The sequence below is a fragment of the Streptomyces sp. col6 genome, from assembly GCF_008042035.1.
Classification (GTDB): Bacteria; Actinomycetota; Actinomycetes; order Streptomycetales; family Streptomycetaceae; genus Streptomyces.
In genome coordinates this window covers 122,449-142,213 of the sequence record NZ_RDBL01000021.1, presented here as the reverse complement: position 1 = coordinate 142,213, position 19,765 = coordinate 122,449, and the positions used below count along the sequence as shown (strand labels likewise).

The 19,765-nt window shown below is 69.6% G+C and carries 12 protein-coding genes and 1 pseudogene; all 13 read left to right on the top strand.

Translation table 11 applies throughout. The annotated features are described in order from the left end of the window. On the top strand, positions 1-631 hold a 631-nt coding region (locus EAO73_RS26355), incomplete at its 5' end, for an MFS transporter (RefSeq protein ID WP_147974068.1). After that, positions 628-1,647, top strand: coding sequence for a TolB family protein (locus EAO73_RS26350; RefSeq protein WP_147974067.1), 1,020 nt, complete (start codon positions 628-630; stop codon positions 1,645-1,647). The genes EAO73_RS26355 and EAO73_RS26350, both read left to right, overlap by 4 nt. 370 nt (positions 1,648-2,017) lie before the next feature. Then, the gene (locus EAO73_RS26345; protein ID WP_412075291.1) at positions 2,018-4,438 is read left to right on the top strand and encodes a Pls/PosA family non-ribosomal peptide synthetase; all 2,421 of its coding nucleotides are present in this window, start codon (positions 2,018-2,020) and stop codon (positions 4,436-4,438) included. After that, entirely contained in the window at positions 4,435-6,945 is a 2,511-nt protein-coding gene (locus EAO73_RS26340) for a non-ribosomal peptide synthetase (protein ID WP_147974065.1), read from the top strand. The genes EAO73_RS26345 and EAO73_RS26340 overlap by 4 nt, the downstream gene beginning before the upstream one ends. 2 nt (positions 6,946-6,947) lie before the next feature. Next, positions 6,948-7,946 carry a TauD/TfdA family dioxygenase gene (locus tag EAO73_RS26335; protein WP_224756460.1) on the top strand — a complete coding sequence of 333 codons (999 nt, stop codon included), beginning with the start codon at positions 6,948-6,950 and terminating at the stop codon, positions 7,944-7,946. A 6-nt stretch (positions 7,947-7,952) separates the two neighbouring features. Next, positions 7,953-9,017, top strand: a complete 1,065-nt coding sequence (gene sbnB, locus EAO73_RS26330; RefSeq protein ID WP_147974064.1) for a 2,3-diaminopropionate biosynthesis protein SbnB — start codon at positions 7,953-7,955, stop codon at positions 9,015-9,017. Between the two features lie 77 nt (positions 9,018-9,094). Next, positions 9,095-10,087 carry a 2,3-diaminopropionate biosynthesis protein SbnA gene (gene sbnA / locus EAO73_RS26325; protein WP_147974063.1) on the top strand — a complete coding sequence of 331 codons (993 nt, stop codon included), beginning with the start codon at positions 9,095-9,097 and terminating at the stop codon, positions 10,085-10,087. A 91-nt stretch (positions 10,088-10,178) separates the two neighbouring features. Beyond that, positions 10,179-10,769 (top strand): ECF RNA polymerase sigma factor SigK, encoded by a 591-nt coding sequence (gene sigK, locus EAO73_RS26320; protein WP_147974062.1) that lies wholly within the window; start codon positions 10,179-10,181, stop codon positions 10,767-10,769. 7 nt (positions 10,770-10,776) lie between these two features. Continuing rightward, complete coding sequence (locus EAO73_RS26315) at positions 10,777-11,574, top strand: anti-sigma factor domain-containing protein (protein ID WP_147974061.1); 798 nt, start codon at positions 10,777-10,779, stop codon at positions 11,572-11,574. Between the two features lie 241 nt (positions 11,575-11,815). Further along, positions 11,816-12,241, top strand: a complete 426-nt coding sequence (locus tag EAO73_RS26310; RefSeq protein ID WP_147974060.1) for an ATP-binding protein — start codon at positions 11,816-11,818, stop codon at positions 12,239-12,241. Positions 12,242-12,991: 750 nt separating this feature from the next. Next, positions 12,992-15,577: a S8 family serine peptidase gene (locus EAO73_RS26295; RefSeq protein ID WP_191134229.1), complete on the top strand. Its 2,586-nt coding sequence runs from the start codon at positions 12,992-12,994 to the stop codon at positions 15,575-15,577. Beyond that, positions 15,577-18,507: an FG-GAP repeat domain-containing protein gene (locus EAO73_RS26290; protein ID WP_147974057.1), complete on the top strand. Its 2,931-nt coding sequence runs from the start codon at positions 15,577-15,579 to the stop codon at positions 18,505-18,507. Before EAO73_RS26295 ends, EAO73_RS26290 begins: the two co-directional genes overlap by 1 nt. A gap of 298 nt (positions 18,508-18,805) precedes the next feature. Continuing rightward, positions 18,806-19,701 (top strand): annotated as a pseudogene (locus tag EAO73_RS26285) (helix-turn-helix transcriptional regulator). Positions 19,702-19,765 lie beyond the last annotated feature (64 nt).

Sequence of the window (19,765 nt, the reverse complement as noted above, 5' to 3'; positions counted from 1 at the left end):
GTGGAGGAGAGCCAGGGCACCGCGCCCCACCCTGCGCGCTGCCCTGGCTCTCCTCCACCGTCCGGAGCTGCGGCGCATCACGGTCTGCGCGCTGCTGCTCGGGCTCGCCACGGTCAGTGACTCCTTCGTGTTCCTGCTCCTCCAGCGGCGCCTCGGGGTGCCGGACCGCTGGTTCGCGCTGCTGCCCCTCGGCACCGCAGCCGCTTTCCTGCTCCTCGCCGTCCCGCTCGGCCGGCTCGCGGACCGGGCCGGCCGGTGGCGGGTGTTCCTCGGCGGACACGGCGCCCTGCTTTTCGCGTACGCCCTGCTGCTCAGCTCCTGGCAGGGCACGGCGGCGGCCTGTGCCGTGCTGCTCCTGCACGGCGGTTTCTACGCGGCGACCGACGGCGTGCTGATGGCGGCCGCCTCGGACAGCGTGCCGCGCGAGCTGCGTTCGTCCGGGCTCGCGCTCGTCCAGACGGGCCAGGCGCTGGCCCGTTTCGCGTGCTCGCTCGGCTTCGGCGCGGCCTGGACGGCGTGGGGCGACCGGAGGGCGCTCGCGGTGTCGGCCGTCCTGCTCGCCCTGTGCACCGTGTTCGCGCTGTGCCTCCGCACGATCCGCCCCACGACCCCCTCAGAAGGCCTCGTATGACTCTGCGCAACCGCATCCTGGTCCTGGTCTGTGCCCTGGTCGTCCTCGCGGGCGTCGCGGTGGCCTCCGTGCTGCACGCCTCGGCGCGCGCGGACCGCAGGAACCAGGCCCGGCCGGGTGGCCCCCGGATCACCGCCGGGCCGGTTTCCCTGACCGCATCCCGGCGGCTGGTGTTCCGCAACATGGCGTGGGGGCCGCACCGCGACGAGCTGACGTCCGTCCCCGCGTCGGATCCGTCGAGCCCGCGGGTCGCGTCGAACGTCAAGTGCCTCCGCTTCCACGCCGCTTCGGGCACCGGCGTATGCCTCCAGGCGAAGCACGGCGCCGTCCAGGAGACCTACCAGGCGGTGATCCTCGACGCCTGGCTGCGTGAGCACGCCCGCTACGACGTGCCGGGGATCCCGTCCCGTGCCCGGGTCTCACCCAGCGGGCGGTACGCGGCCTGGACGGCCTTCGTCGGCGGCGACTCCTACGCGGGCACGAACTTCTCGACGCGAGCGGCCGTCGTCGACACCCGCACGGGGCGGCTGACGCCGTCGCTGGAGGCGTACCGCGTGATCAAGGACGGCCGGACCTATCACGCTGCCGACGTCAACTTCTGGGGCGTGACGTTTGCTTCGGACGACCGCACCTTCTACGCCACGATGGCCACGCGCGGCTCGACCTATCTGGTCCGCGGCGACCTGCGGGCCCGCACCGTCACCACCGTGCACACCAACGTCGAGTGCCCGTCCCTCTCCCCCGACGGCACGCGCGTCGCCTACAAGAAGCGCGTCAAGGGCCTCCCGGCGGACGCCCCGTGGCACCTGTACGTCCTCGACCTCCGCACCGGCCACGAAACGGCCCTGTCGGAACCCCGCAGCGTCGACGACCAGGCGGTCTGGCACGACAACCACACCCTGACCTACGCCCTGCCGGGCGACTACGGAGCCGACCTCTACACGATCCCGTCCGACGGCACGGGCACGCCCCGACGCATCAGCACGGCGGCGGTGTCTCCGGCGTACACCGGCTGAGCGAACCGGTCACACCGCAGGGCCGACGATCGGTGATCGTCGGCCCTGCGGTGTCGTTTACGGGGCGGCGGCCGGCTCCAGCTTGCACACTGCGGCTTCTCGCAGAGCCGCATGATGGTGCCGGAGTTTCTTTCCCTGTGGGGCAAACTCTGACGCTGTCTGCGACGAACGCTGGGTAGAGAGCGTCCACGTGCGACTCGTGCAGAGTGGAGTTCGGCGTGCGCACACCCCTTTGAGGGAGCCACCCATGACTGGAATGCAGGCAGACGTCGCGTCCTCACCACCTGACCGCGCCTCTGCGCAAGGCAGCTTCTCCCCGGGGTCGGCTGCCGATACGGAAGCGGCACTCGCCGCGGTTCTGGCTGATGTCATGCGTCGGGACCAGGTTGCGGTCGACAGCGACTTCTTTCGGGACCTGGGTGCCGATTCCCTCGTGATGGCCCATTTCTGCGCGCGGGTCAGGAAGCGCTCCGACCTGCCGCAGGTCTCGATACGGGACGTGTACGCGCACAGCACGGTCCAGGATCTGGCCCTCGCGGTGAAGGCCGCCGCTCCTTCGGCGCCCGAGCCTCCTCACGCGGTTCTCGCGACGTCCAGCGCGGCAACGGCTGCTCCGTCGGGTCGCACGGGGTATGTCGTGTGCGGCGCGATGCAGCTGCTCGCCTTTCTCCTCTACTCGTGCGGCGTCGCGTTCGCCGGTGTCCGGGGATACGAGTGGATCTCCGCCGGTTCCGGCGTTCTGGATGTGTATCTCCGCTCGGTTGCCTTCGGTGGCATCGCGTTCGTGGGGCTGTGCGCCGTACCCGTGCTGGTCAAGTGGGTGCTCATAGGGCGCTGGAAGCCTCGGCGGATCCGTATCTGGAGTGCCGCGTACTTCCGGCTCTGGGTCGTGAGGACGCTCGTCCGCTCGAACCCGCTGGTCCTCTTCGTCGGGTCCCCGCTCTACACGCTCTACCTCAGGGCACTGGGCGCCCGGATCGGAGCGGGTGTCGTGATCTTCTCGCGCCACGTGCCGCTCTGTACCGACCTGCTGTCCCTCGGTGACTTCTCGGTTGTTCGCAAGGACTGCTACTTCACCGGCTACCGCGCCCGCGGCGGCGTCATCGAGACAGGAACCGTGACGCTCGGGAGGAACGCGCTCGTAGCCGAGGCCTCGGTGCTGGACATCGGGACGTCACTCGGCGACGGCGCCCGGCTGGCGCATGCTTCCGCTCTCCACAGCGGGCAGGCAATCCCGGCAGAGGAGCACTGGCACGGCTCACCTGCCCGCCGCGCCGACGGCGAATACCCGGTCGTGGAAGCCGCGTCCTGCGGGCCTCTTCGCAGGTCGCTCCACGGCGTGACGCAGTTGCTGATCGCGTTGCTGGTCTACTTGCCGCTGGCCGTAGGAGGCGTCGGGCTGCTGCTCGCCGAGGCCCCGCAGCTGTCCGCGGTGCTGGAACCGGGGCCTTCTGTCCTTACAACATGGGTGTTCTACCGGGATGCCCTGGTCATTTCCTTCGTGCTGCTGTTCGTGGTCCTGCCGCTCGGTCTTGTCGTGCTCGCCACGCTTCCACGGCTGCTCGCGGGCATGCTCGTCCCGGGCAGGATCTATCCCCTGTACGGCTTCCACTACGGGGTGCACCGGGCCGTCATGCTGTTGACGAACCGGCCCTTCCTGACGCGGCTGTTCGGCGACAGTTCGGCTGTGGTCCCCTATCTGCGCCTCCTCGGATACGACCTTTCCCGGGTTCAGCAGACGGGATCGAACTTCGGAACCGAGGTGAAGCACGAGACGCCGTACCTGAGTGCGGTGGGAACCGGGACGATGGTCGCCGACGGGCTCTCGGTCAACAACGCGGAGTACTCCAGTACGTCCTTCCGCGTCTCCCGCACCGTGATCGGAGCCCGGAACTTTCTGGGCAACAGGATCGCCTACCCCTCGCGGGGGCGGACGGGCGACAACTGTCTCCTGGCGACCAAGGTCATGGTTCCGGTGAACGGAAGGATCCGGGAAGACGTCGGCCTGCTGGGCTCGCCCAGTTTCGAGATACCTCGGTCGGTCCAGCGGGACAGCGGCGCCGGCCTCAAGCCGACCGGTGACGAACTCCGCGCAGGCCTGGCCGCCAAGAACCGGCACAATGCCCGCACTATGGGCCTGTATCTGCTGGTCAGGTGGGGATACGCGTTTCTGGTCACCCTGGCCGTCTCGGCCGCCGCCGAACTCTACACGTCGGCCGGAGCCGTTGCCGTGGCGCTGGGCAACGTTCTGGTCCTGCTCGTCAGTACTGCCTATTTCGTCTTCGTGGAACGTGCGGTCACGTTCTTCCACCCGCCGGCCCCGCTCTTCTGCTCGATCTACGACCTCCATTTCTGGCGCCGTGAGCGTTTCTGGAAGGTTCCCTCGGAACTGTTCCTCAAGGCCTTCGACGGCACTCCCTTCAAGGGGCTGATCTGGCGGTCGCTCGGTGTGCGCATAGGGCGCCGGGTCTTCGACGACGGCTGCTATCTCACGGAACGCACGATGGTCACCATCGGCGACGGCTGCACTCTCAATACCGGCAGTGTCGTGCAGTGCCACTCGCAGGAGGACGGCGCCTTCAAGTCCGACCGCTCCACCATCGGTGCCGACTGCACGCTCGGTGTCGGAGCCTTCGTCCACTACGGCGTCACGCTCGGCGACGGAGCGGCACTGGCGCCCGACTCCTTCCTCATGAAGGGGGAAACAGTGCCGGCGAACGCCCTCTGGGGCGGGAACCCGGCTCACCAGATCGCCCGGGACACGGCCCGGGGCGAGGAGGCGACCCGATGAACACGGCAACGCACACCGGTTCGGCCCACCGGCGGGATGTGCTCGCCGCCGGACGCACCACCTCACCGACACCCTGGACGCGCAACCCGGTGCCCGGGACCTCGGTGGTCGAGGCAGCACTGCCGGGAGCGCTCGTCACCGCGCTGGACAGGCTGACCAAGTCCATGGGAGTCAGCCCGACCGCTCCGGTTCTGGCCGCTCACGCCAAGGTGCTGGCCTCGTTGACCGGGGAAACCACTGTCACCACCGGCCATCTGGCAGCCGCGGCCGACGGCCCCCTCCCGTGTCGGCTGAACACCGGCTGCACCTCGTGGCGGTCGCTGGTTCGCCATGCCGACCGTACGCAGTCCGAGCTGCCGGCCCACAGGAACGTCCCGGCCGACGCCGTCCGCTCCGAGCCGGGTCCGCCCGCCCCCGACAGCGCGGTGGCCTTCGATCCGGCCGGCGGCGGCGAGCCGGTACGGGACGCCGCCCTGCAGCTGGAGATCATCCGCCGCGAGACCGGAGGCGTGCTCCGGCTGCGGTACGCGACAGAGCTCTTCGACGAGGCCTGCGCCCGCAGAATCGTCGACTATCACCTCACCGCGCTCAGGCTGATCGCGTCCGATCCCGACGCACCACACGGACGGCAGAGCCTGCTGTCGCCCGGGGAACTCCGCCACCAGATCGACGGACTCGCCGGACCTGTCCGCCCACTCCCCGACCTGCGCTTCCACGAACTCTTCGCCGAGCGGGCGCACACCCACCCGGACACGGTCGCGGCCATTCACGGCACCAGGCGGTGGACCTACGGGGAGCTGGACCGCAGCGCCAACCGGCTGGCACACGCTCTGCTGGACTCGGGGCTCGGCCGGCAGCAGGTCGTCGCTGTGGTGACCGAACGGAACTCCGACTGGCTGGTCGCGGTCCTCGCCGTCCTGAAGGCCGGCGGCGTATATCTGCCCATCGAGCCGAGTTTCCCCGCCGCCCGCATCGCCGCGATGCTCACGCGTGCCGACTGCGGCCTGGTCCTCACCGAACCCGGCAGCACCACCACCCTCGACCGTGCCGTGGACACGCTGCGAGGGGTACGGACGTCCTTCATCGGCACGCTCAGCGAAGAGAGCCATGAGGAGTCCGACCCCCGTGTGCGGGTCGGCCCCGACGATCTGGCGTACGTCATCTTCACCTCCGGCTCCACCGGCGAGCCCAAGGGCGCGATGGTGGAGCACGCCGGGATGCTCAACCACCTGTTCGCAAAGATCGAGGACCTGGGCATCGGGGAAGGCGATGTGGTCGCCCAGACCGCCCCCCAGTGCTTCGACATCTCTGTGTGGCAGCTTCTGGCGGCCCTGCTGACCGGTGGCTGCACGCTGCTGGTGGGCCAGGAAGCGGTCCTGGACATACCGCGGTTCGTCGACGCGCTGGACAAGGGCCGGGCGGGAGTTCTGCAGGTGGTTCCGTCCTACCTGGACGCTGTCCTGACCTTCCTGGAACGGCACCCTCGCGCGCTCGACCACCTGCGCTGTGTGTCGGTCACGGGCGAAGCCCTCAAGAAGGGGCTCGTCCAGCGCTGGTTCAGCGCCTTCCCCGGGATCGCGCTGGTCAACGCCTACGGGCTCACCGAGACCTCCGACGACACCAACCACGCGGTCCTGGACCGGGTGCCGGAGACGGACAGCGTGCCGATCGGCCGCCCGGTCGGCAACGTACGCGTCTATCTCCTCGACGAGCACCTCTGCCCGGTGCCGCTGGGCGCCCCGGGGGCTATCGCCTTCGCCGGAGTCTGTGTCGGCCGGGGATACATCAACGACCCGGACCGGACACGAGCGGCCTTCCTGTCCGATCCGTTCCATCCGGGCGAGCGGCTCCATCTCGGAGGGGACTACGGCCGCTGGCTTCCCGACGGGCAGCTGGAGTTCCTCGGCCGCAGGGATTCACAGGTCAAGATCCGCGGGTTCCGGGTCGAGATCGGTGAGATCGAGAACGCTCTGCTTCGGGAAGGCGGCGTGCGCGACGCGGCCGTGGTGGTCACCGAAGGGGCCGGCCGGGAACGACAGCTCACCGCCTTTTACAGCGGTGCACGCTCGCCACACCCCGCTGCTCTGAGGGACCGGCTCGCCGCCACCCTGCCCGCGTACATGCTTCCGTCGGCTCTCCACCGGCTGGAGACTCTGCCGCTGACCGCCAACGGAAAGACCGACCGCAGCAAACTTGCGGCGTCGGCGGACGAGCCGGCGCACGCCACGACTCCGGAAGGCGGTCGGGACGATCTCCCCCGGACGTCCAGCGAGCTGCGTGTGGCCAGGCTCTGGGCGGAGGTGCTCGGCATCCCCGTGGGGGGTGTGGGCCGGCGGGACAACTTCTTCGACCGCGGAGGCACCTCGCTCTCGGCGGTCAGGGTGGCGGTCTCCCTGGACCGGGAGGTCTCGCTGAAGGACCTCGTTCGTCACCCCGTCCTCACCGACCTGGCCGCACTCCTCGACGAACGCTCCACACGTGAACCCATCACCACACCAAGGAGCTGACGATGACTCACATAGACAGGACCACCTCACCACTTGCTCCGGAACAGAGGCTGGGCATGCCCGCAACGTTGCAGGCTCCCGAGGTCGACGATCCCGCCCGCTGGGCGGCAGAAGCCCGGGGCGAACTGCACACAGCGCTCATGACACACGGTGCTGTCCTGGTTCGCGGCCTGGACCTGCGCACCCCCGGCGACGTCGCCGCCGTCCTCGGGCAACTGGGCGTCGAACCGGTCGTCGAGAGGGAGGCCTTCGCCCCGCGACAGCGTCACTCCCCCGGTGTCCACTCGTCCTCCGCCTGGCCACCCAACCAGCCCATGTGCATGCACCACGAGCTGAGCTACGCGCTCGGGTTCCCCCAGGTGCTGCTCTTCGCCTGCCTCTCGGAGCCCACCACGGGCGGGACCATCGGACTCGCCGACTCGGCGGACGTGCTCCGCACTCTGCCCCACGCGCTCACCGACCGGTTCGAACGGACAGGCTGGCTCCTGACACGCAGCTACAACGGAGAAATCGGAGCGACGGTGGCCGAGGCGTTCGGTACCGACGACCGCGACGAAGTGGAAAGCTACTGCGACGCCCACGCCATCGCGTACGCCTGGCAGCCCGATGGAGGACTGCGCACCGAGCAGCGGCGTAGCGTCGTGGTGCGCCACCCCGCCGACGGACAGCGGTGCTGGTTCAACCAGATCGCCTTCCTGAACGAGTGGACGCTCGCTCCGGAGGTGCGCGAGTACCTCGTCGACGAGTACGGGTCCGGGGGCCTCCCGTTCAACACGCGCTACGGCGACGGCGAGGCGATCGGTGAGGACGTCGTCCGCACCATCAACTCGGCGTATGCGCAGCGCACCGTGAGCCTGCCGTGGCGGGCCGGTGACCTGCTCGTCATCGACAACATCCGCACCGCACACAGCAGGGAGGCCTACGAGGGGCCGCGCGACGTCGTCGTCGCCATGGCCGCACCGAACGGGCCGGACACCTGCTCACCGACGATCGAGGTGTAACCACCAATGAACGTGTACCGCAGCACTTCCGTACCCACCACGGAGGACGCCACCGTGCCCTCGTTCGCGGTGATCCCCGGCGGCCAGGTCAGGGACGCTCTCGACGGACGTGAGAAGGAGATCGTGGAGGTGGTCGAGGCCGCATACCGGCTGCACGCCGACGGCCGGACGGTGAACCCGCCCTCGTCGTTCCTCCGCTTCCCGGACCGGACGGCCTCCCGGATGATCGCGCTGCCCGCCTCCCTGGGCGGCGAGACGCCGGTGGACGGCCTGAAGTGGATCTCCAGCTTCCCCGCGAACGTGAGGTCCGGGATCCCCCGCGCCTCGGCCGTGCTGATCCTCAACGACCCGCGCACGGGATACCCGTTCGCCTGTCTGGAGAGTTCGATCATCAGTGCCACCAGAACGGCTGCGTCGGCGGTCTCGGCGGCCCGCGGTCTCAGCCGGGACCGGCCACGGCCCACGCGGGTCGGGTTCTTCGGGACGGGCCTGATCGCCCGGTACATTCACACGTTCCTCGAAGGCACGGGATGGTCGTTCGACGCCATCGGGCTGTACGACGTCTCGGCGCCGAGCGCGGCGGGTTTCCGGCTGTACGTGGAGCAGTCCGGCGGCGCGGCGCCCATTACCGTGCACCGTTCGCCGGAGGAGCTCATCCGGACCAGTGATCTCGTGGTCTTCGCGACCGTCGCCGGCGAACCCCATGTCGCGGATCCGGCGTGGTTCGACCACAGCCCCGTAGTGCTGCACGTGTCGCTGCGCGATCTCGCCCCCCAAATCCTGCTCGCCTCCACCAACATCGTGGACGACGTCGAGCACTGCCTCAGGGCGGGCACCTCCCCCCATCTGACCGAGCAGCTCACCGGCAGCCGGGACTTCGTGCACGGCACGCTGGACGACGTGACGGCCGGGCGGGTGACCGTGCCGCGGAACCGGCCGGCCATCTTTTCGCCGTTCGGTCTCGGGGTGCTCGATCTCGCGGTGGGCGGCTTCGTCTACGAATGGGTCGCGCGCGCCGGAGAGCTACGGACCGTCGACGGCTTCTTCCACGAACGGAGCCGCTACGGATGAACGGACCTGACCCACCCTGCCCCGCCGCGCCACGCCACGCCACAGCACGCAGGAAGCTTTCGCCAGAGGAGTACACCGTGTCGGTCATCACTGTTCCTCAAGCCTTCGACGAAGAAGAGCTCTACGTGGACATCGAGCGGACCTTCGGACAGCCACTGCTCCTCAAATGCGAGGGTTTCAACTTCGCCGGCTCGATCAAGCTCAAGGCCGCCGCCGCGATGGTGGCCTCGGCCGAGCGTGACGGCTCCCTGACGGCCGATTCCGTGCTCATCGAGTCCTCCTCCGGAAACCTCGGCGTCGCGCTGAGCATGATCGCGGCAAGCAAGGGCTACCGGTTCGTCTGCGTGACGGACTCACGGTGCAACCTGGCCACCCGGCTGATGATGGAGGCCCTCGGCGCCGAGGTTCATCTGATGGCCGGCCAGGAGGCCAACGGCGGCTTCCTCGGCGCCCGGCTGGACCATGTCCGGCGCTTGTGCGCCTCCGACGACCGGTACGTATGGCTGAGCCAGTACTCCAACCCGGCCAACTGGAAGGCGCACTACCGGACTACGGCTCCGGAAATCGCCCGTTCATTCCCCCGGCTGGACGTGCTGTTCGTGGGGGCGGGGACCACCGGAACGCTGATGGGCTGCGCACGGTACTTCCGTACCTGGCATCGCCCAGTACGGATCGTAGCCGTGGACACCGTCGGCTCGATGGCGTTCGGAGGAACGCCCGGCCGGCGGATGATCCCCGGGCTGGGCATGAGCATGCGCCCGCCGCTCCTGGACGACTCGTACGTGGACGAGGTGGTGCGGGTCGAGGAAGCGGACACGATCCGCGCCTGCCGTCGCCTGGCCAGGAGCGGGTTCCTCTTCGGCGGCTCCACCGGAACGGTGGTGAGCGGCGCGGTCGGCTGGCTGGCACGCCACGAGAGGCAGAGCCTCACGTCGGTGGCCATCGCCCCCGACCTCGGCGAGCGCTATCTCGACACCGTGTACCAGGACAACTGGGTCCAGGACCTGTACGGCCCGGATCCGCTCGACCCCACGTACCCGGCGCAGCATCATGCACATTCACCGCTTTGATACACGTGAATCGCCGTCGGCGCCTCAGGGTGCTTGTATCACCCAGGAACGGTCCCCGTACCCGGTGTCGACAGGTCAGCGAGGAATCCAGGTGCAAGCCGCCGACGACGAAGGGAATGCCCGGCAGCGAACGGACGATGCCGATCTGGACCAGCTGCTGCTCCGAACTGCTGCGGGGGACCGCGAGGCTTTCACCGGCGTGTACGACCGCACCGCCGGACCGGTGCTGGGCCTGGTCCACCGGATCCTGAGAAACCCGGCACAGTCGGAGGAGGTCGTCCAGGACGTGCTGCTGGAGGTGTGGCGCACGTCCGGGAACTTCAGGCCGGACCGCGGCAGCGCGATGACCTGGATCATGACGCTCGCACACCACCGCGCGGTGGACCGCGTGCGGTCTTCGCAGGCCGAAGCGGACCGCGAACGCAGGGCGGCGCTCCTGGAATGCAGAACGCCGTTCGACCCGGTGGCCGAGCAGGTGGAGACCCACCAGGACTGGCATCGGGTGCGCCAGTGCATACACCGGCTCACGGACCTCCAGCGCGAGACGGTCGCCCTCGCCTACTACGGAGGACTCACGTACAAGGAAGTGGCGCACTCGCTGTCCGTACCTCTGGGCACGGTCAAAACCCGCCTGCGGGACGGGCTGCTCCGGCTGCGCGCCTGCCTCGGCGGAAGGACGTGAACGTGTCATGGACCCACACGAGGCAAGCGGAGCCTACGCCCTGCACGCCCTGCCCGAGGACGAGCGCCTGGCCTTCGAGCGGCATCTGAAGGGCTGCCCGTCCTGTCGCGCGGAGGTCGCCGAGCTCCAGGCCACTGCTGCGCTGCTGGGGCAGACCACGGCGATGACTCCCCCGCCCGGCTTGCGTGAGGAGGTCTTCCGCAAGGTGTCCCTCACGCCGCAGGAAGCGCCCGCCAAGGTCCGGGAGGCGGCCCCGCCGCCGCGACCGTCCGTCGCCGCGCAGCCCGTACCGGTCACGTCGACGACGGGCAGCCGGGCCTACGCCCCTTCGCGGCAGCCGCCCCGCGTCGTGCTGGCGGCGTGTGTGGCGGCCGTGCTCGCCTGCCTCGGCATCGCCACGTGGCAGTACGAGGAGGCCCAGGACGCCAGAACCACGGCGGAACAGGTGCACGAGCAGCAGGACGATGTCGCGCGCGTGCTCACGGCGCCCGACGTCGAACTCGGACATCAGAAGATGCGCGACGGCGGCACGGCCACCGTCGCGTTCTCCCGCAGCGAGAACGCGGCCACGCTCGCCGTTTCCGGCCTACCGCCGCTCGCGGCGGACAAGACCTACGAGGCCTGGTTCATCGAGGACGGCACACCCGTGCCGGCCGGGCTGCTGGGGCACAGCCCCGCGACCGGCCTGACCCTGCTCGACGGGCCGGTCGACGATGCAACGGCTGTGGCCTTGTCCGTGGAACCCAGCGGAGGCTCCCAGCAGCCCACTACCGAGCCCCTCGGCGCGGTCGCCCTCTCCGCCTGACCCGGGAGGCGACTTCGCTGCCGCAGCTCTGCAGTGTGCCCTTCGAGTGAACGGCCCCTCGCGCGCGTCACTCTTCTTTGATTTCACCCCAAACAATCCCGGCTGCGCCAACGAATCCCTTGTGTAAGGCCGCTCACGGCCTGGGAGCCCAGCTCTTCCGGCCGGACCGACCCGCCCCGAGCGCCGGCTCGGACGCGCCGCGGGCGAACCCTGTTCATTGAACTCGCTTCGGGACACAGCCATGACCACAACAGTCACACGCCGCAGTGCCGCTCCGGACCGGCCCGGCTCCCAGTGCATCCCCCTCACGGCCGGACCGGAGGCCCCGTCCCGGGCCCGCCGGGCAGCCTCCACGTACCTGCACAGGACATGCCCCTCACTGGACCCCGACCGCTTTGACGATGTCCTGCTGATCGTGTCCGAACTGGTCACCAACGCGGTCCGGTACACCCCCGGACCGCGCACGCTCACTCTGACCACCACCACGCACAGTCTGGACATCGCGGTGACCGATACCTCGTGCAGAGCACCCGCTCCACGCGCCCCGGATCTCACCGACGGCACCGGAGGCATGGGCCTGCACATCGCCGATGACCTGGGAGCCAGAATCTTCACCGAACCACTCCCGGACGGAAAGTGCGTACACGCGGCCCTCGACAGAACGTGATGTTCTGGGAATCGACCGCCGGCAGCCCGCCCCTCCCGCAGCGGAGGACGCCGCCGGCGCGTGTCGGGCCGCAGGACCCACAGCCGTCCCCGACGGGAAGGCGTCCGGCTCGCCGGGAGGTGAGCAGGGCACCACGGTCCTGTCCGCCTCCCGGCCGCTGAGCATCACGATCCCCACGATCAAGGTGACCTCCAGGCTGGAGGACATGGCCCTGGGTAGGACAGGGCCATGGAGCCCCCCGATCCGGACACAGCCGGCTGGTCACCCCAAGCCCATCGCCCGGAACCCTTGGCTCCTCGGTGATCGCGGGACACATCACCTGGAACGGCGCACCGGCGGTCTTCTTCAAGCCGGCCGAACTCGACCCCGGTGACCGCATCCTTTTCCGCTGAGCGCGAGCGGAGGCTCCCCGCAGCCGCCGGGGAGCCTCCTTGTGCGCGGTGCCTCCTCCTGACAGCCGCTCACACCTGGCATTCGTCACCGTTCGGATGCCGGATTGGCTATCCCCGGATATACACCCGAACGGGCTACTCCCGATCCGGGTCACCGGACGACGCGGCGAGACCGGCGAAGTCTCCTTGCCGGACGTCCGGTCCGCCGCACCCTCTCCCCAGTGCCCCGGCCGCCTACCATGGCGTCAAGCTCATCGGGGACCGCATGTTGCCGCTGACCACGCGTGTAATGGCCGAGTAACGGCCCACTCCTACGGTTCGCGCACCTCGTATGTGCTGTCACTCGGAGGAGTGCCCGATGCCCCAGCTCGAACCGTCCAGGCGCAGATCCGCCGTATGGACGGTGGCCTCGCTCGCCGCGGCCGCCCTGCTCACCACCCCGCTGCCGGCCCTGGCAGCAGACTCCCCTCCCCCCGCTGCCACCGTCTCGGCGAAGATCGACTCCGCACTCGCGGACGCGGTGCGCGACGGCGGGGACACCACCTTCTTCGTGGTTCTGAAGGACCAGGCCGACCTGTCCGGCGCGAAGAAGCAGAAGACGCACGCGAAGAAGGCCAAGGCCGCGTACAGCGAGCTCCGTTCGCACGCCGAGTCCAGCCAGAAGTCGCTCAACGCCTTCCTCGACAAGAGGAAGGTCGGCCACCGGGACTACTGGATCGCCAACACGGTCGAGGTCACCGGCGACCAGGACCTCGTCGCCGAGCTGGCGAAGCGCTCGGACGTGGCGTCGGTCGTCAAGCAGCGCTCGTTCAAGCTGGACGACGTCGAGACCTCCGACCAGAAAGTCACCGCGTCGCGCGCCGCCGCGCTGCACACCGACTCGTCGGCCGACGGCACCGACGCCCCGGCGTGGGGCGTCGGCGACATCAAGGCCGACCAGGTCTGGGACGAGTACCAGGACCGCGGTGAGGGCATCGTCATCGCCAACGTCGACTCGGGCGTGCAGTACGACCACCCCGACCTCGTCGCGAACTACCGCGGCAACAACGGCGACGGCACCTTCTCGCACGACTACAACTTCTACGACGCGAGCGGGCAGTGCCCGACGACCGCGCCGTGCGACAACAACGGCCACGGCACCCACACGATGGGCACCATGGTCGCCAAGAACGGCCTCGGCGTCGCACCGAACGCCAAGTGGATCGCCGCCAAGGGCTGCACGACCGACCTCTGCTACGACGACCAGCTGCTGGCCGCCGGCCAGTGGATTCTCGCGCCGACCGACCACAACGGTCAGAACCCGCGTCCGGACCTGGCGCCGAACATCGTGAACAACTCCTGGGGCGGTGACGACGGCACCTTCTACACGGACATCCTGAACGCCTGGAACTCCGCCGGCATCTTCGAGGCGTTCGCCGCCGGCAACGACGGTGACGGCGTGACCTGCTCCACGACACACCCGCCGGGCTCGCAGGTGGAGTCCTACGGCGTCGGTGCCTACGACTCGACCGGCAAGATCGCGAACTTCTCGGGCTTCGGCCCCTCGCCGATCGACAGCGGCGCCAAGCCGAATATCGCGGCCCCGGGCGTCCAGATTCCGTCCACCTGGCCGGGCAACTCGTACAACACCATCAACGGTACGTCGATGGCGACCCCGCACGTCGCCGGTGCGGTCGCGCTGCTGTGGTCGGCGGCCCCCTCGCTGATCGGCAACATCGACGAGACCCGCAAGCTCCTCAACGAGGGCGCCCGGGACGTCGACGACACCCACTGCGGCGGCACCGCCGGCATGAACAACGTGTGGGGTGAGGGCAAGCTCGACATCCTCGCGTCCGTCAACGCCGCCCCGCACACCGCGGCCGTCGTCAGCGGCAAGGCCACCGACAAGGCCACCGGCAAGGCGCTCCCGAACATCACCGTGAAGTCCACCGACGCGGCCGGTGCGGTCCGTTCAGTCACCACCGGCCCGGACGGCACCTACCGTCTGCCGCTGGCCGCCGGCACGTACACCTTCGCGTTCAGCGGCTACGGCTACGCGAGCGGCTCGGCCACCGACGTCGTCCTGGCCGAGAGCCAGACGTTCACCCAGGACATCGCACTGACCGCGGTGTCCTCGCACCAGGTCACCGGCACCGTCCGCGACGTCACCGGCAAGCCGCTGGCCGGCGCCACGGTCGAGCTGAACGGCACCCCGCTGCCCGCCGCCACCACCGACGCCAAGGGCAAGTACACCTTCAAGAAGGTCGCCGAGGGCTCCTACGGCCTCGCCGTGAAGCCCGCCGCGCCGGTCCTTTGCAACGGCGTCTACACCGGTGCCGCCGCCGTCGGCGCCGCCGACCTGACGAAGAACGTGCAGGTCCCGAACCGGGCCGACAACTCCGGCAACGTCTGCGTCCCGGCCGACTACTCCTGGATCGCGGGCTCGAAGAAGGTCGCCCTGACCGGTGACGAGGACTCGGCCACGGTCTCGCTTCCCTTCTCGGTGAAGCACTACGGCGTCTCGTACTCCACCGCCTCGGTCACCACCGACGGTCTGATCAACTTCCTGTCCACGCGTGTCGGTGACTACAACAACACCGCCATACCGACGGCCGGCGTGAACAGTGTGAAGGGCATCGTCGCTCCGCTGTGGGACGACCTGACGCTCGACAAGAAGTCCTCTGTGCAGACCGCCACCACCGGCACCAAGGGCAGCCGCAAGTTCGCCATCGTGTGGAACAACGCCGCCTACGCCAACGGCACTTCGGGCCGGGCCACCTTCGAGGCCGTCTTCGACGAGGCCACCGGCGCCGTGACCCTCCAATACCAGTCCGTCGCCGACCAGGGCGCCGGCGCCACCGTCGGCATCGCCGACCAGTCCGGCACCGACGCCCTCCAGTACTCCTTCAACCAGTCCGTGATCGCCGACGGCACCGCCGTCAGCTTCACGCAGGGAGCAAAGTAATGAGAGCCCAGCACTCCCGGCGAGCGCTCCAGCTCGCCGCCGGCCTCGTCGCGGCGGGCCTCTGCCTGACCGCCACCCCGCAGGCCCTCGCCGCCGACAGCGGCAGCGGTGCGCCGATGAAGCTCACCAGCGCCGAAGCGAAGAAGCTGGCCGCCAACGTCACCCTTGACCCGTACGTCAAGGCCGAGGACACCACCGGCACGCAGAAGGACGACGCGGCCGCTCCCGCCGCGAAGGCGGACGCCGCGGCCACCGCCGTCGACCCGAAGACGCCGGTCACCATGACCGCGAAGTCCACGCTGGAAGGCGTGCGCGGCCTGGGTGCCACGGTGCCGGTCGGCAAGAAGGGCGACTACTTCAGCGTCAACGCCATGGGCAGCGTCCAGCTCCACGCTGCCGACGGCAGCGAGGCCTGGGCCCGCACCAGCAGCTCGTTCTACACGGACTGGCAGGTCAAGCCGCTCCAGGTCTGGCGCGTCGAGCCGTACCCGCCCCAGATCCTCATGGGCTACAACGCGGTCTCGCCGTTCTCGCCGAACTCGGACTCCGGCTACTCCGCCGGTGACCTGACCGGCGACGGCGTCCCGGACCTCGTGTTCTCGGCGCGGGTCGGCAGCACCCCGTACCCGCGGCCGTTCACGTCTCCGGGCTCCGACCTGAGCACCGGCACCTTCGTGACCGTCCTCGACGGCAGGACCGGCGCCACGGTCTGGTCGAAGCTGTACAACTACGCCTCCATGGTCAAGATCGTCGACGGCACCCTGCTCATCGCCGACGCGCCCCGGATGAGCGGCGACGCCAAGGTCCCGGCGGCCGCGACCGCCACCCTGACCGGCATCCGCTTCTCGACGGGCACGGACGGGAAGCTGACCCCGGCCAACACCTGGACGTTCGACACCAAGGAAGCCCGGTACACCAACTGGGGCGACATCCAGGACCTCGGCAAGGGCAAGGTCGCCGTCTCCTGGAACCTCGCCAAGGCCCAGGGCGTCGACGGGCGCGGTCACACCGCCGTGATCGACACCTCCGACGGCTCGGTCACCTGGCGCACCGACAGCGTGCTGTACAGCCGCATCCTGCGCCTCGACGCCGGCCGCAAGCGCCTCGTGGCCGTCGAGCAGGCGGACGTCAACGACGCGGTGCACTACGAGGTCGCCGCGTACGACCTGAAGACCGGTCACCGCGCCACCCTCAGCGGCCGCGACAACGTGGTGCCCACCGCGCTGGCGGTCGGTGAACTCAAGGCCGCCAAGGCCGGCGACGAATATGCGGTCTCGGAGTCCTCGTTCGACGAGAACCTCATCATCAACGCCAGCACCATCCGCGTTGTCAACGGTGACAACGCGGACAAGATCCTCTGGTCGAACACGACCAAGCGGGATGCCGAGAACGGTCACGACGGGCCCAGCACCTGGGGCCTCGGGGTGATCGACGGCAAGCTGGTCGCCTCCGCCCAGAACGACCGGAAGATGAACGACCCCGAGAACCGGGGCAGCCTGCGCTACGCGTCGCTGACCGTCTTCTCCGGCAACGGCACGGTCGCGTGGCAGTCCAAGGGCGTCGCGGCCTCCCCGATGTTCCAGGACCTGTACAGCGACGCCGCGGGCTCCCACGTCCGGGTGATCGACCAGAGCCAGAACATCCGTACCTTCAAGCTGGGCAACGGCAAGGCGGAGAACGTCACCCCGCTCCAGGGCGACATCGCCTACGCCCAGAGCGCCGACCTGAACAAGGACGGCAAGAAGGACCTGATCATGGGCGGTACGTCCAACGGGGTCTGGGCCTACTCCGGACCGTCGATGGTCAACGGCGCAAAGCCCGAGAAGCTGTGGCAGGCCACCGTCCCGGGCAGCGTCCACGACATCCAGGTCGGTGACGTCAACGGTGACGGCAAGCCCGAGATCGTCGTCGCGGCCGACACCGCGACGGTCGTCCTCAACGGCAAGAACGGCAAGACGCTCGCCACGATCGACGGCGGCGGCCAGTACGTCCGTTCGGCCAGGCTCGCCGACCTGAACGGCGACGGCGAGCTGGACATCCTCGTCGCCACGGACGCCCTGCGCGCCTACTACGGCGACGGCCACGCCATCTGGACGTACAGCGCCCCCGAGGCCGCGGGCGATGTCCTCTTCTCCGACCCGTCGGTCAACGACGGACGGGTGTACGTCTCGTACTCCAGCGTCAACGCGCTGAGCCTGGCTCAGCCGACGGTGAGCGCGGTCGCGCTGAACGCCGCGAACGGCAAGGCCCGTTGGACCGAGGCGCCGAAGCCGCCGGCCAACGCGGTCACCCCGATGCGCACTGCGGTCACCAACGAGGGCGTCTTCGCCTCCAAGGAGATCCCGTACGCGAAGGGCCACGCGGTGGTCTACGCCTGGACGGTCGACGCACCGTACGATTTCGACACCGCCGGCAACCAGGGCACCGGGACGCAGATCCTCTTCGAGATCCGGGACGGCCGCACCGGCGAGGTGCTGTTCAGCAAGGTCTCGGGTGGTCTCTGGACGCACTTCAGCTTCTTCGCCAAGGACGGGGCGCTGTACGAGGGCGGCACGGCCTCCTTCCGCCGCTTCGGTGCGGACGGCGCGTTCAAGAAGCAGGGAGTGTCGCCGCAGTCCTACGGCGGCGGCTTCCTGACCGGCCCCGGCGGACGTTCGCTGCTGGTCGCCGGCTCCGAGGCGAGCCTGTACCTCTGGGACCCGAGCATCATGGAGTCCGAGGACACCTGGGCTCCGTCCGTCGGGACCATTCCTGCCACCAATGGCGCACGCAACTACTTCGCGGGTGACCTCGACGGCGACGGGGTCGACGAGGTGCTGTCGCTCAACAGCGACGACACCGGGATGGACCGCACCGCCGGCCTGTCCGGCGGCGGCTACTTCCTGACCGACAACGGCATCCACCAGGTCACGGCGTTCAAGCTGTCCTGACCTGCCCCACCTGCTGAGGGCCCCCGGGACGTGCCTCGTCCCGGGGGCCCTCAGCCACGCCTCACACCCCGCGCGGCAAGAAGTTCGCGGTCGGCCTCGTGGACCGCTACCTCACACGTACCGGCTCCGACTCCCATCAGTCCGGGCACGCCGGCGACCGCGAGGTCAGCCCTGGTCGTCGGTGCCCTCTCCGGCGCGATGGCCCTGCGGCGGGGCAGTGCGGCAACGCACGTCGCGGACGGGCGGATCACGGTGCCCCGGGCGGCAGGGCGGGTGCCGGGCGGGTGAGACTGGAGTCATGGCATCCCAGAGCGCGAACAGCGAGGGCGCCGAGCTGGGCCGCTTCCTGCGTGCCCGCCGCACCCGGACCAGCCCCGCACACGTCGGCCTCACCGTCGGCGCCGGCGTCCGCCACACACCCGGCCTGCGCCGCGAGGAGCTGGCCACCCTCGCCGGCATCAGCATCGACTACTACGTGCGACTGGAACGTGGCAAGGAAACCCGCCCCAGCCCCGCCGTCCTCGACTCCCTCGCCCGCGCCCTGCACATGGACGACGAGGAACACCAGCACCTGCGCGAGCTCGCCGCGCGGGCCGCCCGCTACGCCTCCGAGCCGCCCCGGCCCCCAGCCGCACCGTGCGCCCCCACCTGAAGCTGCTGCTGGAGTCCCTGCGCCCGAACCCCGCCTACGTCATCAGCCGCAGCATGGACATGCTGGCCTGGAACCCCGGCGGCCTCGCCCTGTACGCGGGGCTGGAGGACTGGCCGGCCACACACCGTAACCTCGCCCGCTACCTCTTCCTCCACCCGGCCTCGCGGGACCTCTTCGCCGACTGGGACCGTCAGATCACCGCCTGCGTCGCCCGCCTGCGCGCCGTCGCCGGGACCGCTCCCGACGCTCCGGACCTGACCAACCTCGTCGGCGAACTCCTCCTCAAGAGCCCCGACTTCGCCCGGCTGTGGGAACGCTACGAGGTCACCGGCCGCAAGCCCACGCAGAAGACCTTCCACCACCCCCGCGTCGGCACCCTCACGCTCACCTCGCAGTCCATGCACCTGGAGGGGACTCCCGGCCAGCGCATCGGCGTCTACACCGCCGAACCCGGCACCCCCGACCACGACGCCGTGCTCCTGCTCGACATGACCGCGCCCGCAGCCGCACCCCACCAGGAAGTCCCGCGTACATCGTCCTGATCTCTGAGCTCGCCGCCGGCTGTACGGGGCCGATAGAGCCTTCGGACCCTTTCCGGCCACGCCC

Excerpts from the sequence above, each read along its gene's own strand:
- EAO73_RS26350 (WP_147974067.1), top strand. The coding sequence starts at position 628 with ATGACTCTGCGCAACCGCATCCTGGTCCTGGTCTGTGCCCTGGTCGTC.
- EAO73_RS26345 (WP_412075291.1), top strand. The coding sequence starts at position 2,018 with ATGCGTCGGGACCAGGTTGCGGTCGACAGCGACTTCTTTCGGGACCTG.
- EAO73_RS26340 (WP_147974065.1), top strand. The coding sequence starts at position 4,435 with ATGAACACGGCAACGCACACCGGTTCGGCCCACCGGCGGGATGTGCTC.
- EAO73_RS26335 (WP_224756460.1), top strand. The coding sequence starts at position 6,948 with ATGACTCACATAGACAGGACCACCTCACCACTTGCTCCGGAACAGAGG.
- sbnB (WP_147974064.1), top strand. The coding sequence starts at position 7,953 with ATGAACGTGTACCGCAGCACTTCCGTACCCACCACGGAGGACGCCACC.
- EAO73_RS26315 (WP_147974061.1), top strand. The coding sequence starts at position 10,777 with ATGGACCCACACGAGGCAAGCGGAGCCTACGCCCTGCACGCCCTGCCC.
- EAO73_RS26310 (WP_147974060.1), top strand. The coding sequence starts at position 11,816 with ATGACCACAACAGTCACACGCCGCAGTGCCGCTCCGGACCGGCCCGGC.
- EAO73_RS26295 (WP_191134229.1), top strand. The coding sequence starts at position 12,992 with ATGCCCCAGCTCGAACCGTCCAGGCGCAGATCCGCCGTATGGACGGTG.
- EAO73_RS26290 (WP_147974057.1), top strand. The coding sequence starts at position 15,577 with ATGAGAGCCCAGCACTCCCGGCGAGCGCTCCAGCTCGCCGCCGGCCTC.